13 protein-coding genes and 1 pseudogene are annotated in these 16,782 nt (G+C 61.3%); 10 read left to right on the top strand and 4 right to left on the bottom strand.

All coding sequences use genetic code 11. The features are described from left to right. Window positions 1-9 precede the first annotated feature (9 nt). Together X738_RS60075 and X738_RS60070 are read right to left on the bottom strand one after the other, a co-directional pair. Window positions 10-1,719, bottom strand: a complete 1,710-nt coding sequence (locus tag X738_RS60075; protein ID WP_023799703.1) for an IucA/IucC family protein — start codon at window positions 1,717-1,719, stop codon at window positions 10-12. Then, window positions 1,703-3,046 (bottom strand): IucA/IucC family protein, encoded by a 1,344-nt coding sequence (locus tag X738_RS60070; protein ID WP_306454958.1) that lies wholly within the window; start codon window positions 3,044-3,046, stop codon window positions 1,703-1,705. Before X738_RS60070 ends, X738_RS60075 begins: the two co-directional genes overlap by 17 nt. Between X738_RS60070 and X738_RS88725 the strand changes: the two genes are divergently transcribed. Then, window positions 3,020-3,538 carry a hypothetical protein gene (locus tag X738_RS88725; protein ID WP_306454957.1) on the top strand — a complete coding sequence of 173 codons (519 nt, stop codon included), beginning with the start codon at window positions 3,020-3,022 and terminating at the stop codon, window positions 3,536-3,538. The two genes, X738_RS60070 and X738_RS88725, sit on opposite strands and share 27 nt — an antisense overlap. A 165-nt stretch (window positions 3,539-3,703) precedes the next feature. On the opposite strand, the pseudogene X738_RS60065 reads toward X738_RS88725, so the two are convergent. After that, window positions 3,704-4,832: pseudogene (locus X738_RS60065) on the bottom strand (NAD(P)/FAD-dependent oxidoreductase). Between the two features lie 60 nt (window positions 4,833-4,892). Next, window positions 4,893-5,894, bottom strand: a complete 1,002-nt coding sequence (locus X738_RS60060; protein WP_023799700.1) for an SIS domain-containing protein — start codon at window positions 5,892-5,894, stop codon at window positions 4,893-4,895. A gap of 100 nt (window positions 5,895-5,994) precedes the next feature. Between X738_RS60060 and X738_RS60055 the strand changes: the two genes are divergently transcribed. From X738_RS60055 to X738_RS60015, 9 genes are all read left to right on the top strand, one after another. Next, entirely contained in the window at window positions 5,995-6,861 is an 867-nt protein-coding gene (locus tag X738_RS60055; RefSeq protein WP_023799699.1) for a PfkB family carbohydrate kinase, read from the top strand. Between the two features lie 161 nt (window positions 6,862-7,022). After that, on the top strand, window positions 7,023-7,859 hold the full coding sequence (locus tag X738_RS60050; RefSeq protein WP_023799698.1) for an ABC transporter substrate-binding protein: 837 nt from the start codon (window positions 7,023-7,025) through the stop codon (window positions 7,857-7,859). 76 nt (window positions 7,860-7,935) lie between these two features. Further along, window positions 7,936-9,453, top strand: coding sequence for an amino acid ABC transporter permease/ATP-binding protein (locus X738_RS88380; RefSeq protein WP_023799697.1), 1,518 nt, complete (start codon window positions 7,936-7,938; stop codon window positions 9,451-9,453). A gap of 111 nt (window positions 9,454-9,564) precedes the next feature. Continuing rightward, window positions 9,565-10,659: a LacI family DNA-binding transcriptional regulator gene (locus X738_RS60040; RefSeq protein WP_031255144.1), complete on the top strand. Its 1,095-nt coding sequence runs from the start codon at window positions 9,565-9,567 to the stop codon at window positions 10,657-10,659. 423 nt (window positions 10,660-11,082) lie between these two features. Continuing rightward, complete coding sequence (locus X738_RS60035) at window positions 11,083-12,114, top strand: substrate-binding domain-containing protein (protein WP_027156384.1); 1,032 nt, start codon at window positions 11,083-11,085, stop codon at window positions 12,112-12,114. Window positions 12,115-12,220: 106 nt separating this feature from the next. Next, a complete protein-coding gene (locus tag X738_RS60030; RefSeq protein WP_023799693.1) occupies window positions 12,221-13,762 on the top strand; it encodes a sugar ABC transporter ATP-binding protein in 1,542 nt (513 codons plus the stop codon). Between the two features lie 19 nt (window positions 13,763-13,781). Next, a complete protein-coding gene (locus X738_RS60025) occupies window positions 13,782-14,771 on the top strand; it encodes an ABC transporter permease (protein WP_023799692.1) in 990 nt (329 codons plus the stop codon). 28 nt (window positions 14,772-14,799) lie between these two features. After that, complete coding sequence (locus tag X738_RS60020; protein ID WP_023799691.1) at window positions 14,800-15,780, top strand: sugar-binding transcriptional regulator; 981 nt, start codon at window positions 14,800-14,802, stop codon at window positions 15,778-15,780. Further along, a complete protein-coding gene (locus tag X738_RS60015; RefSeq protein WP_023799690.1) occupies window positions 15,777-16,772 on the top strand; it encodes an aldo/keto reductase in 996 nt (331 codons plus the stop codon). Before X738_RS60020 ends, X738_RS60015 begins: the two co-directional genes overlap by 4 nt. The last annotated feature ends 10 nt before the right edge of the window (window positions 16,773-16,782 follow it).

Here is a 16,782-nt window from a genome sequence, read left to right as displayed (position 1 = left end):
TCTGTCTCCTTACGCCACTGCAAGGCTGTTTGGGATTTCGTGAGCGCATTCGGTGCCCGGTGGCGCGAGCTTGCGTCGAAGCAGCGATTCCGTGCGGATGCGTGGCTGGAACAGGCCAAGCGCGGCCTGCCGGTGTGTCAGTCCGAACTGCCGGCAATGGTCCTGCAACCGCCTGCCGACGTCTGACCAGAAGCTGTCTTCGTCGAGACCGTAACAATGCCGCAGCAGATGCGAGATCTCGGCGAGGTTGTAGACGAACAAGGCGTTCAGGCAGAGCTCGCCGAGCAAATCGGCGCTCTCCATCCAGTAGTACTGGTTCGGCGCGGCGTCACGATAGGCGGGGTTCAAGGCGAGGAAGTCGGGAACAGTGGAGGGATCGCGCAGGAAGCCCGGCACATATTCGACGCTGTCGTGGAAGTCGCGCATCGCCAGTCTCACGGGCCAGCCATCGCGATGGATCAGGATCAGGTTCTGGCCATGCGCTTCCGTGGCGATGCCATGGCCGACGAGCAGGTGAAACACCGGCATCACCACCGTAGCCACAAGCTTGTCGAGCCAGGCGTCCAGCCCGTGCTGCTCGACCCAGTCCGCGACGAACGGCCGGCCGTCACTCTCCAAGGCCATCAGCGCGTTGAGCGGCACCGCGGTTTCGCCGGGCTGGAGGCTGCTCGTAACCTCCTCCCGCCAGATCGCGGCGATCTGTCCTGCCAGCGGTCCTTCCCGATCTGCGATCGTGCCGGCATATTCGGCGAGGATCGTGAGCGGATAACGCGCCTCGAACAGCGGATCGCTGGCGACAATGTCCTTGAGCCAGCGGCTGATCACCGGCGCGCTGCACACCGAATGCGGCTCGATGATGCGCCTGGCCGACGAGTTGATGAGATTCATCGGCAGTTTGAGATTGGCGCGTCGCGGCTGATCGCGATTGAAAAGCGTCCGCACGGATTGGCTGGCGGTATAGTGGTCGCCGGCCTGGCCGAGGAATCCGGCGGAGCCCTCCGCCAGCCAGCGCGACAGCTCCGAGCCCTGTAACGCTTTCCATTGCCAGGGATGCAGCGGCATCAGGCCGAACCGCCTTGCATTGTCGCCGAGCCGGGCACGGCGCTCGTCCAGCAGCGCGTAGGTTTCGGTGCCGAGTTCGTGCATCCAGAAAGCCTGCTCGTCCGTGGGATACCCCGAGTGCAGACGTTCGGGCGCGACCGCCAGCCAGGCCAGTTGGAAGGCGTTGCCTGCTTCCGGGCCGTACGCCGCGTGGTCGGCGTAGTCGAAGCCGGTGCGCGCCTTGAAACACGGATGATAGGGATGACCCTCATCGATCGCGCTGTCGAGTTGCGCAAATGGCAGATCGCGGCGCGGTCTGGGCCGGAGATTGAGCTGGTTCCAGGCGCTGAAATCGAGCGTCCGATCCAGTTCGGACGTGAGTTGCGCGCGCCGTTCGGGGCAGGTGTCTATGCTCGCAAGCAGATCGCCGAGCGTCGCCGGGCGCCATTGGCCGTCGCAGCCCCGCTCGATCGTTTCGGCGACAACCCTGACCCGGCCGAAGGCGCCGATCGATCCCTCGCAGCGTATCGAGGCGCCGCCGCAGCGCCATTCGAAGCGGGCTTTCCCGCCGTCTCGCGACACCGCGCAATCGACCAGGCCCTCATAGACCAGGGCTTCCGCGAGCTGGCGCATCACACGCAGCTCGGGGATGCCGTGGAGATCAAGAGGCAATGGCATGTGCCTGCTCCGCGGCGACAAATAGCCCGACACGGCTGAGTGGATTGGGAAAATGCGTGTAGACGGCGCTGCCGCCCTCGGCCAGCTCATCGACATCCTGCAGCCGGATCGCCAGGTTGGCCTTTGCGGTGATGTGCGGCTTGTCCAGCAGGCTGGTCGCGAATTCCCCGCCTGCGCCAGTAAGCTCTTGCGCCAGCTTCTTGAGCCGCGCACGCAGCATGGCGAGCAGTTCGGCCTCGCTTGCCAGGCCGTCATGCCCGGCGCGAGCGACGACCGAGAAGATCTGGTTGACGATGAGGTAGTAGGAGAGCCGCTCGCGGATCTCTCTGTCATCGAAGAAGAGGCTGCGGATCTGGACAATATCGGGCATCAGGCCATACCACCGGGCCCTGAAACTGTTCGAGAGGTAGAACCCCTGGCTGTCGCGATAGAGGTATCGGCTGGGCAGCCCCTGCTGCGACAGGTCAAGCAAGCTGTTTTGCTGATGCGCTTCCAGCGCGACGCCGAACCGATCGTAGAGTTTGACCAGCGGATCGAGCGCACAGTCGAGATAGCATTCGAACCAGCGACGGCACGCCTGCCGCACCGAGATATCATGATCCTGCGCGACGCGCCGGACGATGGTTTCGAACAATGAGCTGTGCCCGGGACGTGGTTCGGCCGTCAGTGCCGAAACGGTGATCACGGGGTCGCCGGCGCGGCCCCGGAACGGGTTTTCGCGGAAGATGACTTCGAAACCGCTCTCGGCCTGTCCGGAAAAATCCAGCGTCAGGTATGCGCTGTCGTGGAGAAAGCCGAGGCGCGGCTCGAACATGTCGATCCCGGCGCGTTCGAACAGGCGCGCCACCGCAACGCCTGCCTCCAATTCGTGCCGCCTGTTGACGCGCTTGGAGTTGGTGATGCGGACGGGCAGCGAGAATTTCGGCATCCAGGCGGCATCATCGCTGTAAACCGTGCGCACCGAAGAAGTCGCCGTGAACACCGGCCCTGCCGGGCCGAGATACCGGATCTGCCCTGAATCCATGAGCGCGCGCACCGCCGGGTCGAGCATCAATGCTTGCGCCTGAAGCGGATGCATGGGCAGGAGCATCTCGCCGTTACCTGCGGCGACCTTGCCGGCGTCGTTCCCCAGCAGTGAACTGACGATCGAGGTCACCGCGATGCCGGCGGAATCCTCGCGGACGAGGTCGGCAGCGGCGGCGAAATAGGCCAGCTGGAAACCGCCGCGCAATTCGGGGGCATAGACATCCTGCTGCCAGTTCGACATGCCTTGCAGGCTCTTGGGCGTCGGATGCAGCGGATGTCCGAAATACAGGGATTGTTCCACGGCTATAAAGCCGACCGGTGGCGGCGCCCGATCGGCTGCGTCGAGGTAACGCTTCGTCGCCTGACAGCTCTGAAGAATCCGTTCGAGGAGCTCCACATCGGCTTGTCGGTGCGTGGCCGATCCGGCTTCTCTGGCTCCCAGCACAAGCAGATGCACGGCCAGGATCGGTTCTATCTCGTGCCAGTTCGGACCGGCATCCTGACGAATCCAGATCTGTCCAAACAGGTGCATTCCGCAAAGCGATCGGGATTTCATTTCGATGCGCAGCACGGCATGCCGCGACGGCAGGGAAATCTCCACGCAATCGAAGTTCCGTTCTCCGATGCGGTGGAACACCGGAATCCCGGAATTCAGCTCACGCAGATAGCTGTTGGCGAAGCCTCGAAACGTTGCCTGTTCTGCTGCAATCTGATTCTTGTCGATCATTCGTTGCGGACGCCATGTCGCACAGACGCCGGGCAGGCGCTCTGCGCTGAGTTTCAAAGGTTTTGATGGCGCCGCGCGTGAAGGGCCAGCCTTGCTGCGGCCGCGGCTAAAACTAAACTACGATTGTCATGTTATCCTAGTCAGCTGCGCGGATCAACCTCCGAAGGCGGTCATCTGGGCAATGCCACCGCGGCTCATCTGGACAGTTCGATCTCGGCCGCGATTGCCCTTTTAGCCGAAACGGTTGGCGCGGAAGGTTGCAAGCATAGGGTGCGGATTGCCGGAGGCGATTTCTTTGGCCAGCAATTCGCCGACGATCAGTCCAAGCGTGGCGCCGCTGTGGCTAAAGACGACGTGAAGATCGGAGACGGTCTCGACGGAGCCAAGCACCGGCTCGCCATCGCCGGGGATAGGCTTCGGGCCAACGGCGTAGGTTGCGAGTTGGAGCCGCGGATTGCCGAAGAGCACGGCGCTAGCTTCGTCGAGCAGTCCCTTTACGGTTTTGTCGTGCACGGTGTAGGTGCCGTCTGAGTTGACCACGACTTCTTCCTCCGACCATGCCGAATCCAAAACAAGTGCGCCATCCGGCGTCGGGCGCACCGCAACACGCGGCGTATTCAGCACGGCACGGAGGTCGGTCTTGATCGGTTTGGTCTTCAAGAGAAGTGAAATCGGCGTGGCGTCGGGGAGATGGACTCCGATCTAACGCAAGCATGCAAGGCGTCGCTGGCCCTACGGCAAGGACGACTGCATCCGCCTCGACCGGAGTACCGCCAGCAGTGACGACGCCACGTGCGCGACCGCCTGTGGCAACTATCCGCACGCGTCCTGCGTCCTGAACAAGCTTGCCGCCGCGGGAGCGGAATTCATTGAGCAGCAGATCGATCAAAGAGGGCAGGTCAACCCATCCTTCGCCAGGATTGAAGATGGAGCCCTGCGGGGTGATCGCACTGGCATCGATGCCGGGCGTCACTGCGCCAACTTCGGCAGGATCGAGCAGAAGCGAGTCATAACCAATATCCTGCTCCAACTGCCACATCGACGCGATCTGGTTCGCCTCGTCATCTGCATCCCAGGTGAGGCCGCCGTCAAAGCGAAGCCACGATGCGGCTTCCGGCCTTGTAGCAGCCAGGGTCCGATAACGATCGATGCCTGCAAGCCTCAAGCGGTGATAGGCAGTGTCCGCGCGTCGCGCTGAGTTCAGCCAGGAAAGTGAACGGCCGGATGCGCCGTTGGACGGCGCGCCGTCGTTGACAATGGTCACATCAAGGCCAAGGCGGGCGAGGTGCAGCGCGGTCGAGGTGCCAAAGATGCCTGCGCCGACAACGACGACATGGCGCGGCTTAGGGGATGCAGTCATAGAGAAATCCTTCTACGCGGAAGATGGGCTGAGTGTGAGATCGCCACACGCGCGGCGGGACTAGTAGTCCGACAGCTTCTTCATGTAGCGCCGGCCCTCGAGCATCGGCCGATCGCGCAAACCGGCCAGCTTGTAGGCAAAACGCCATAGAGTGTCGAAGAAGACCAAAGGCACGAGATAGGGTTTGATGTGTTCGGACATACCGCTGAGGTCGAGTTCGGCTCCATCGAGCACCAGGATGTTTTCCCGGCTGCCGTACTCGATAAGGAAATCGCGGGCGCGTTCGGAAAGGCTCCGTGTCTCGTCCAAACCCAGCAAGACAATGAAGCAAGCATCCTTATCCACGACTTCGAATGGGCCATGAAAGAACTCGTTCGCGTGTATTGCCTGCGAGTCGTACCGCTGCATTTCCATGAGCACGCAGATGGCGTAGGAATAGGCCGCACCGTAGCTGGCACCGCTGGCTAGTGTGTAGATTGCCTCTCGAGGTGCGAAGCGAGGGGCAAACGCCTCGAACCGGTCTGCGTAGGCCCGGTGCGCGCGCTCGATGGCCGGTTGAAGATGGCCCAGGGAGATCAGCAGGTCGTCGGTTAGCCCGCCATCCTCCCGAGCATCGATCAAACCGGCGAGCAGCATGTAGAGCACGCCGTAATTGCTGTAGGCTGCATCGATTGCTTTGCCCGTCGTGTACGAAGCCTGGTAGGCAATCGGGTGGTCGACCGCCCGCGCGAGGGGCGACGTCTGGTCGAGCGTCATGCCGATTGTCGTTGCGCCTCGCGTCCTGGCATGATTGGCCGCCCGCACTGTCTCCTTGGTGGTTCCTGTCTGCGAGCAAAGGACAACGAGCGTGTCAGGTCCCAACCGCCGCGGATCTCGGCAGACGAATTCATCCGCGTTGTAGCTGTCACAGGCGAATGTCCCATTGTGGCGGTCGAGGAAGTATTTGCCTGCCATCATGATCGAAAGCGAGCCGCCGCACGCCACGAGAAAGAGGTGCGAAAACTGCCTGCCCGCGGTGGCGTTCAGAGCGCGTTCTACGTCGGCAGGCAGGGCGGAAATCATGAGTATCCTCGTCTCGCTGACAGAGTTGGGTCGGCGCGCAATTGACAGGCAGCAGTCATTGTGCGAACGTTATCACATCCTATAAGCTGAAAGTCCTGCAATGGTCAAGATTGCCGCGATGGGCGATAACGTGGTCGATTGCTACCTTGATCGCGGCGAGATGTATCCTGGCGGAAACTGCCTCAATGTCGCAGTCCACCTGAGCCGCTTCGGCGGGCAGTCGGCCTATGTTGGAGCGATCGGAAAAGACCGGGCCGGGGACCTGATCTGCACGGCACTGGCGTCGGAGCGCGTTGACATCACCCGATTGCGGCGCCTCGAAGGGCCGACCGCTTACTGCCTCATAGGTCACCACAACGCCGATCGGATTTTCCTGGATTTCGACCTCGGTGTTTCGATGTTCACGCCGACGCATGAAGATCTGGATTTTCTCTCAGGCTTTCAGGCCGTGCATATCGGCCAGTCCAGCGGATTAGACCCGTGGATTGCCTCAGTGTCAGGTAACTCTCTATTATCTTACGACTTTTCTACGCGACGGGAACCGGAGCATCGGCGAAAGATTGGACCTTATTGCTATCTGGCTTCCCTCTCAGGGGATGGTCTCGACGACAAGGAATTGGCCGCAATCGTATCCGAGCTGCTTGCATGTGGTTCAAAGTGGGTTTTGGTGACTCGCGGTCGAGCCGGCGCGGTGCTTTACAGAGACTCTGTCTCCTACCACACTCCGGCGCGGCGGGTCGAACCCGTCGACACCTTGGGCGCGGGCGACACCTTCATCGCCCGAACGCTACTCGGACTGCTTAACGAAGAGGCGCCTCAGGACATTCTCCGCCATGCCGCAGAGGCGGCGGCTGCAACCTGCCAGTACTACGGCGCGATTGGCCACGCGTCAGCAATAGATCTTGGGAACATGACGCCCGAGATCCTCCGCGGGGCCCGGCACGCTCCACCCGGGAAAGCCGTCTAGCTGCGAAATTCTCGAAACAATTCACGCGAGGAACGGACAATGCTAGAGAAGTGATAACGTTCTCATCTACTCAACGAAACGCCGCCCAAGAGCATTTTTGATGGATCAGACGTCGAGTGGGACCACAAGGCCGGGTTCGGCCGATCGTAAGAGGAGAAGACATGCAAACAAATTCGAGCAGGCGCCACCTGGTGAAATGCGGTCTGGCGCTGACCGTCGCGTTGATGACAGGACTTGGCACATTGGCCTGGTCCACGCAGGCAAAGGCGAGCGACAACCCCTACAATCTCATCGACCCGATGGCGATCAGCGTCGGAACGATGGGCGATGCGAAGCCCTACGTCTTCACCGACGCCAATGGAAACTTCACCGGCTTCGATGCTGAACTCTTCCGCGACGTGGCGCGCCGGCTTGGGTTCAAGGAGGAGCAGGTTGTTTTCACCGGCCAGGAATTCTCGGCGCTGCTGCCATCCGTCGCCAACGGCCGCTTCGACGTCGCTGTCGCTGCCATTGGCACGACCGCGGAGCGCAAGAAGACCGTGGATTTTAGCGACGGATATATCGCCGGCTATCTGTCGATCATTTCGGCCGATCCGGCTCTGACAAGCAATGAGAGCACCGCCGGAAAGCGCATCGGCGTTATCCAGGGGACGCTGCAGGAAATCTATGCCGAGAAGAATTTAAAGGGCGACATCGTCAAGTTCCCCGACAACAACACCGCAGTGGCGGCGCTGAACAATGGGACGATCGATGGCCATTTCACCGACTATGAGTCGGCTAAGCAGTATGTAGAACGCTACAAGAACCTGAAGATAACAATGAACGTGCCGTCCTTCGATGCGCCAGCCGGGTTCGTCGTCAAGAAAGGCAACGATAACTTCCGCGAGGCACTGAACAAGGCGCTGCGCGAGGCAATGGACGATGGCATCTGGAAGCGGCTGCACGAAAAGTGGTTCGCGGGCACCCCGATGCCGGATCAATATCTGCCCAAGAAGTGAGTTCGAGCGACTTTGCTGTGTTTTCTGGCCGGGCCCGTGAGCAACGGTGCCCGGCCAAGTTATAGATGGACTTGATATGAGCTGGTTCGATACCTTCGCCCGCAGCTTCCTTGATTTCCAGGCGATGGCAGACGTTCTGCCAAACATGGTGACGGTCGGCCTCAAGAACACCCTGATCCTGGCTGTCGCCTCGACGTTTTTCGGGACGCTGATCGGAATCGTCCTCGCCGTGATGGGGATCTCCGAGAACCAGCCGCTGAAACTCCTCGCGCGGGTCTACACCGATATCTTCCGTGGGCTTCCTGCCATTGTGACTATTCTGATCATTGGCCAGGGCTTCGCGCGGTTGGGCCGCGATCTGTTCGGTCCATCGCCTTATCCGCTGGGCATTCTGGCACTCAGCCTTATTGCCGGCGCCTACATCGGAGAAATTTTCCGGGCCGGCATTCAGAGCGTCGAGCGTGGTCAGATCGACGCAACCCGCACTCTCGGAATGACGTATGGCCAAGGCAGGCGCCTGGTGGTGATCCCGCAAGGCATCCGCCGCGTCCTGCCGGCACTGGTCAACCAGTTCATCGGCAACGTCAAAGACTCCAGCCTGGTCTATTTCCTTGGCCTGCTCGCCTCCGAACGCGAACTGTTCCGTGTCGGCCAAGACCAGGCCGTGCTGACCGGCAATTTGTCACCACTCTTGCTGGCCGGCGTGTTCTATCTCGTGATCACGGTACCGCTAACCCACCTCGTCAACTACATCGACGCGCGCATGCGCGTCGGCAAGCGTATCAGCGCCGTGCAGAGCGGCCTCAAGGAAGTCGCCGAGCTGGCTGACGCCGGTTTACCGGGCGCAGCCAAGGCGCCCGCACGCTTCAAGGGTGGCAGCATCGAGGTCAAGAATATCGACATGGCCTACGGCGCCATCCAGGTGCTCCATGACGTCAGTCTGAAGGTGGAGCCCGGGACGGTCACCTGCCTGATCGGGCCCTCCGGCTCGGGCAAGTCGACCTTGCTGCGTTGCCTCAACCGCCTCGTCGAATGTCGGGCCGGAGACATCCTCCTCGATGGCGAAAGCATCTACAGCCAGACCCCTGACCAGCTCCGGCGTCGTGTCGGCATGGTTTTCCAGCAATTCAATTTGTTCCCCGACCGCAGTGCGCTCGCCAACATCACCCTGGCGCTGCGCAAGGTAAGAGGCATGTCGCGCGTGGAGGCTGAGCGCGCGGCCTCAGCGAGATTGCATGAAGTCGGACTCTTGGAGCGCAAAGACCATCGGCCGGCAAATCTTTCGGGCGGACAGCAGCAGCGAGTGGCCATTGCGCGAGCCCTGGCCCTCGAACCCGAAATTATGCTGTTCGACGAAGTCACCAGCGCCCTCGATCCGGAATTGGTGAAGGGCGTCCTGAATTTGATGGCCGACCTCGGGCGGGGCGGGATGACGATGGTCGTCGTTACGCATGAGATGAACTTCGCTCGCAAGGTTGCAAACCAGGTCGTATTCATGGACGAGGGGCGGATTGTCGAGGCAGGGCGACCAGAGGACCTTTTCGACAATCCGAAAAGCCCACGTCTTCAGCGCTTTCTGTCTGAGGTGCTCTGATTTGCAATAGTGTGTGCAACGGCGAGTGCTGTTGTGTTCGGGCTTGCGGGGTGGGGCTAACTGCCACTAGCTCGTCGTTACGACGCACGAATGGGCGGCGGAGCTTGCTGAGTGGTTCAAAGATCGTCAAAAAACGCAACCATCATAGAGGTTGCTCGCCGGGCCGGGGTCAGTTCCGCCACGGCGGGGCGTGTGCTTGGCGACTACGGTTACAGCAGCCCCGAAGTTCAGGAGAAAGTGCGCGCCGCCGCAGCAGCGCTGGGCTATCGCCCCAATCGCCTGGCAAAAGGTCTGATCACCGGTAAGACGCAGACTATCGGAGTTGTGGTCGGCGACATCGAAAGCCCATTCTACGCGAGCGTCTTGCGTGGGATAGGGGATGTTGCGCGCCGTGGCGGCTTCGGGGTTATCGTTACGAATAGTGACGAAAATGCCGAACTCGAGCGAGAGGCAGTGCAACTGCTGCTGGAAAAACAGGTCGACGGTTTGATCGTCTCGTCGACCTTCGCGGATCAGCCGGATCATCTTCGTGAGGCGGTCGCGGCTCGCTGTCCGGTGGTGCAGTTCGACCGCATCGTGGCAGGCCTGGAAACCGATACCGTGGTGGTCGACAACGTGTCTGTAACGCGCAGCAGCATCGCTGCAATGATTGAGGCCGGACACAGCCGCATCGGCATACTGGCCGAACTAGGTCCGGGCCAGCGCGATGATGTCGGCTCGTTTGTGGCGAACGCTGACCTCTCCAGCGCCGAGGTTCGCTACCACCATCCAAGCTGGCAACGGCTGTTGGGTTATCTGGAAGCCCATCGTGCCGCAGGAATCGAGCCGGATCTGCACTTGATCCGCCGCGTGACGGTCTATTCCAGCGAGGCGGCCCGCAAAGAGGCGCTCGATCTGCTGACGATGCGCAATGCGCCGTCCGCTCTATTCACCGCCGACGGTGTGATGTCGACAGGCGTTCTGGAGGCGACTTCCGCACTGAAGCTTGCGATTCCAGGAGACGTTTCGCTGCTTTGCTTCGACGATCTCGACTGGATGCAGTTCGTGGCACAGGGTATCACAGCCATCGCGCAACCCGCCCATTTGATCGGAGCGGCGGCGGCGGAGCTTCTCTTGAAGAGGCTGGCGGAGGCCACCTTACCTTTCGAGCACCGTGTCCTGGCGGCCCGCTTGGTGGAGCGCAATTCGATTGCCGTGCATGTCTAAGGCTGGACGATCTGAAGTCCCCTGAGAGGGGAAGCAGGCTCGTCCCTGACATTCAATGCCTGCCTGCCTTGACCTACAACGGTCGTAGGTCATTCAGGAAAGCATCGCCAGGTCAGTTGAAACCGCTGACCTGAGCTTGCCTGGCTGTTCACTCACCAACATTGGCGACCCTAACGGCTTCGGCGCCGGTCCTCGTGAACGAGGACAGCCGCTGCGATGGCGGCGCTTGTCGTCTCGGCCGGGCGGGTGCACCGAGCAGTCGTGAAATATATTTCTGTACGTGAATTTTATTGACACTCGAGCCAACTGCTGCGAATGATCAACCGCTGGGCCTCGGGAGGAGGTTCGGCCTCATCAACCACAAGCGGCGGCACGCAAGTGTCCGACCGCCCAATTGACCAGGCTTCGGCCGAGGGAGGACTCTTGCGCAAATTTTTGAGCATGCTCGCCATTTCGGCAGCTGCCACCACAGTGTTGGGGGCAAGCCACGCCGCTGCCCAGGCCGCTAACCCGTTCAAGTGCGAGCCGGGTGAAAAATACGTCATGAACGTCATGGTTTCCGGCGTCGAATATTGGTTCCCGGTCTACGAGATGTTCAAGCAGGCTGGAAAACAGTTCGGCTGCGAGACCGAATATACCGGGACCCCCGAATACGACGTGAACAAGCAAATAGCGACGTTCGACCAGGCGCTGGCTCAGAAGCCGGCTGGCATCCTGGTCCATCCGATGAACTCCGATCCCTTCATCGAGCCAATCAATCGGGCCATTGAGCAGGGAACGGCGGTAGTCACATTCGCCGCAGACTCGCCCAACTCCAAACGAGTATCCTACATCACCTCCGACAACGTCGCCGAAGGCACCTATGCTGCCGATGCAGTCGCCAAGGCGATGGACGGCAAGGGCGAATACGCGGTCCTCGAAAACCCCGGACAGGACAATCACGACAAGCGCATTGCCGCGTTCATCGCCCGCATGGAAGCCAAATGGCCGGATATGAAGCTCGTCGGCCGCGCTGCGTCGAACCAGGATGCGACGAAGGCCTATCAGGCCGTGCTCAGCCTTGCTCAGGCGCATCCCGATCTGGGCGCGGTGTTCATGCCGGAAGCCAACTCGGCAATCGGCGCCGCTCAGGCCGCCAAGGAAGGCGGCGGCAAGATCCGGGTCATGCTGGCCGACGTCAACGCCAAGATCCTCGACATGATCAAGGCCGGCGAGATCTTTGGCTCAGTCAACCCGAACCAGGGCATGCAGGGCTATATGGGGTTCATGCTGCTGTGGCTGGCCAAGCATCCTGAACTGATCGATCCGATGAACGACGCCCGGCGGTCGGGCTTCAACGGCATGAGCGTGCCCTTCGTCGACAACGGCTTTTCCATCGTCACCGCGGAAAATGCCGACGATTTCTATTGGGACGCCTACCTCAAGCGGCGCGGCACCAAGGGCATCGAGGAATAAGGCCCGCCGCTCTCGGAACTCCTTCGGAATGCTCGACCGGACGGGGCGCGTTCGCGCCCCGTCGACCCGGGCCATATCATCAATTTCAACGCTGAAGGGGGACGGAGTGACTGCCGCCGCCATTCTTGAAATCCGCGACATCTCGAAATCGTTCGGCGCCATCAAAGCGCTGACCGGGGTCGATTTCACGCTGCAGCGCGGCGAAATTCATGCGCTGTGCGGCGAGAACGGCGCGGGCAAGTCCACGCTGATGAATATCATCGCCGGCATTGTGCAACCCGACGAAGGCGCCATTCGTCTCGAAGGCAAGAACGTCACCATCACATCGCCATCCGCCGCGCAGCGGCTTGGCATAGGCCTCGTCCATCAGGAAATCGCGCTCTGCGAGGATGCCACGGTGGCCGAGAATATCCTCATGGCGGCCGTCAACAATCGGCGCGCGCCGCTGATGAATTTTCGCCGGCTCTACGCCGATGCGCAGAAGATAATGGACCTGCTGGCGCCGATCCCGGTCGAGACGCCGGTCGCCGACCTTTCTATTTCCAACCAGCAACTTGTAGAAATCGCCAAGGCGCTGACGCTCGAATGCCGGATGCTGATGCTCGACGAGCCGACGGCCGCGCTGACCGAGACCGAGGCGCAGCGCCTTTTCGCAATCGTCCGCGATCTCAAGGCGCGCGGAATTTCAATCATCTACATCAGCCATCGCATGGCGGAGATCTTCAGCCTGTGCGACCGCGTCACGGTGTTTCGTGACGGCAGATACGTAGCGACCGATTCTATCGCTTCGGTCACTCCCAATGATGTCGTGCGCAAGATGGTCGGGCGCGAAATCACGCAGCTCTATCCCGAAAAGCTCTCGCCTGAACGGCGTAGCGGCCGCCCTGTGCTGTCGGTCGAAAATCTCTCCTATCGACAGGGTTCCGCTGGCGTCAGTTTCACACTTCGAGCAGGCGAAATTCTTGGCATCGGCGGGTTGATTGGCGCCGGTCGCAGCGAGATGGTCCAGACTGTTTGCGGCCTGCGCCCGAAAGTGTCGGGATCGGTCGAACTCAATGGCGAGCCGGTCAGCATCAGGACCTACAGCGATGCGGTGCGCGCAGGCCTGGTCTACCTCTCGGAGGACCGCAAGGCATCGGGCCTGTTCCTCGACCTGTTGGTTGCATCCAATATCTCCGCGCTCGACCTTCGGAAGCTGACCACGCCGCTTGGGCTGCTCGATCGCCGCGCCGAGGCCAAGCAAGCCACCGACCTGGTCGCGCGCCACGGCGTGCGCATGGGCGGCATCGAGACACAGGTGTCGACGCTTAGCGGTGGCAACCAGCAGAAAGTCGCCATCGCCAGGCTTCTTTCGGTCGGCCCCAAGGTGGTCATTCTGGACGAGCCAACACGTGGGGTCGATGTCGGCGCCAAAGTGGAAATTCATCGCCTGCTTCGCGATCTCGCCGAGCGGGGCGTCGGCGTCATCGTGATTTCATCCGAGCTTCCGGAATTGATCGGACTGAGCGACCGGGTGCTTGTTATACACGAAGGTGCCATCGTCGGCGAACTGGGGGCTGACGAATTGACCGAAGAGGCAATCATGCTGCTGGCTTCGGGTCTCCGGCAGCAACGATCAAACGCAAGGCAGGTTCAGAATGTCGCTTAGACAGACCGGAGGAACCCTCATGGACGCTGAAATCAAGGCGAGCGCCCCCGGGCTTGCCGGGCGCAACTGGCTGCGTCTTGGGTCAATGCGCGAGGCGGGGCTGATCGCAATCATGCTGGCGCTGTGCATCGCCATGACATTCGCTTCGCCGCATTTCCTGACCTGGGGAAATTTCCGCGCCATGCTGATGAGCTTCTCCATTGAAGGCATCGTCGTGGTCGGCATGACGATACTCCTCATTGTCGGCGGCATCGACCTTTCCGTCGGGTCGGTGGTCTGCTTCTCCATGGTCGTGTCAGGCGCTCTCTTCCTGATGGGTCTGGACCCGTGGACCGCGAGCCTCATCGGCATAGGCGCCAGCGCGCTGATCGGCGCGGTGATGGGCTTCTTCGTGACGGTTATCGGGCTCAATCACTTCATCACATCCTTGGCGGCGATGGTGATCGTGCGCGGTCTCTGCCTTGTCATCACCAAGGGAACCCCGCTGTCGCTGTTCACCCTGCCGCCCGGGTTCAAGGCGATCGGCCAGGGCAGCTTCGGCAATGTGCCTTTTGTCATCGTCATCTTTGTTGTGGTCGTGGCCATATTCGATTTTCTGCTTCGGCGTGCCACGGCCTTCCGCAAGGTCTTTTATACCGGCAGCAACGAGAAGGCGGCCCAATTTTCAGGCATCAAGACCAAGCAGGTCAAATTCTGGGTCACGGTTCTCTGCTCCACCCTCGCGGGCTTTGCCGGCGTCATCTATATGTCACGCTTTGGCGCTGCGACCCCGACCTTCGGCGCTGGCATGGAGCTCAACATCATCGCCGCGGCGGTGATTGGCGGAGCATCGCTCAATGGCGGCTCGGGCACCATCTTCGGCGCCATACTGGGCATGGCGCTGCTCTCGGTCGTCACAAGCTCGCTGATCCTGCTCGACGTTTCCGTCTATTGGCAGGACATGATCAAGGGATGCATCCTGCTCGCGGCGGTATCGATCGACCACTTCCTGCACCGCAGGAAGTCCTGAGCAGCAGCGCGAGAGTTGAGCATCCATCATGTCACCACCCAATTCGCGGGACGACGTCACGATCGTCCGCCAGATGTATCAGGCGCTTGTGCTTCATTATATGGAAGCCAAGACGCAGGCGGAAATCGCCAAGGAGCTCGGCATCTCGCATGCGACCGTCAACCGCCTCATCAAACGCGGTCATCAACTCGGGCTTGTCGAGATCAAGATCAAGTCGCCGGTCGAGCAACTGATCGACATCGAGGCGCGACTTGTCGCGATCGGTGGACTCCAAAGGGCCGTCGTCGTCCCCTCCGTTTCGGACAATCCGCAGACTGCGCTTCAGCGTGTCGGTGAGGCCGCAGCCAGGCTGGTGCTCGAGACGATCAAGGACGGCGACACGATTTCCATCACCGGGGGCAAGGGGGTGAGTGCCGTCGTCGCCGGCCTCAAGCCGAGCCGCGGCTACGACGTCGAGGTAGTTCCCGCGACCGGCCTGGTCCAGGGCAAGCATTACACCGACGTCAATCATGTCGCGTCTCTGATGGCCGACAAGCTCGGCGGCCGCGCCTATCAGATCCACGCGCCGCTGTTTGCCGACAGCCCGGCCCAACGTGACATGCTGATGGGCGTCCGGGCGGTTTCGGACGTCTTCAACAAGGCGCGCGAAGCAACGCTTGCGGTGGTCGGCATCGGCTCCATCCTGGCTGACGATTCGAGCTACTACGATCTGCACCCATCCTCGAGCGCCGACCGGCTGGCCATCGAGCGCTCGGGGGCGGCGGGCGAGCTGCTCGCCCATCTCATAGACGGCGACGGCAAGCTCGCCGACTACAGCCTCAACCGCTCGCTGGTCTCGCTGACGCTCGAGGAATTCGCGACCATTCCGCAGTCGATCGGGGTCGCCAGCGGCGCCAGCAAGGTGGTCCCAATCCTCAGTGCCATGCGCGGCTCTCACCTCGATACTCTCGTCACCGACGAAACCACCGGCTTGAAGATCCTCGAGCTCGCCGAAGGAAATGCAGCATGAATTCTCGACAAATCAACCGCTCAATCGGCAAGTCCGGCGTTGTCGCTTCGGCGGTGGGACTCGGCACCTGGGCCATCGGCGGCTGGATGTGGGGTGGCACGGATGAAGCAGAATCGATCGCCGCCATCCAGGCGTCCATCGATGCCGGCGTCTCGCTGATCGACACTGCGCCGGCTTACGGCCTCGGCCGCAGCGAAGAGATCGTCGGCAAGGCCATCAAGGGCCGGCGCAACCGCGCGGTCATCGCCAGCAAATGCGGCCTGAACTGGCATTCGAAAAAGGGCAACCACTTCTTCGATCAGGATGGAACGCCGGTGAACCGATATCTGGGCGCCGACGGCATCGCTTACGAAGTGGAACAGAGCCTGCGGCGGCTCGGCACCGACTATATCGATCTCTACATCACCCACTGGCAGGACCCGACGACACCCATTGCCGAAACAATGGAAGCGCTCGAACGCCTCAAATCCGCTGGCAAGATCCGCGCCATCGGCGCAAGCAATCTCAATGCTGCCGAGCTGCAGCAGTATGTCGCCGCTGGCCAGCTCGACGCGATCCAGGAAAGATATTCGATGCTGGATCGCGACATCGAGCAGACATTGCTGCCGATCGCGCGCCAGCATCAAATTGCAGCACTCAGTTATTCGTCGCTTGCACTCGGCCTGCTCTCGGGCGCCATCGATCCGGCGCGTGAGTTCAGCGGCGACGACCAGCGCAAGGACAATCCTCGATTCTCTCAGGCCAACCGGCGCAAGGTGGCCGCGCTGAAACATGCCCTGGCCCCGGTCGCTGAGGTCCACCAGGCAAGCATGGCGCAGATCGTCATCGCCTGGACGCTGGCGCAGCCCGGCATCACCTTCGCGTTGTGTGGAGCGCGAAACGCGATGCAGGCGCTCGACAACGCCAGGGCAGGGGAGATTTTATTGAGCGCGGCGGAACTGGGGGCCATCGATGCGGCGGTGGCCGGGCATCTCGTCGCGATAGACGCGTGATCGAAAGCGC

The organism is Mesorhizobium sp. L48C026A00 (genome assembly GCF_000502375.1).
In the GTDB taxonomy this organism is placed as follows: Bacteria; Pseudomonadota; Alphaproteobacteria; order Rhizobiales; family Rhizobiaceae; genus Mesorhizobium; species Mesorhizobium muleiense.
The sequence above is the reverse complement of the archived record's forward strand: the minus strand, read 5'-3'. Positions and strand labels throughout refer to the sequence as shown.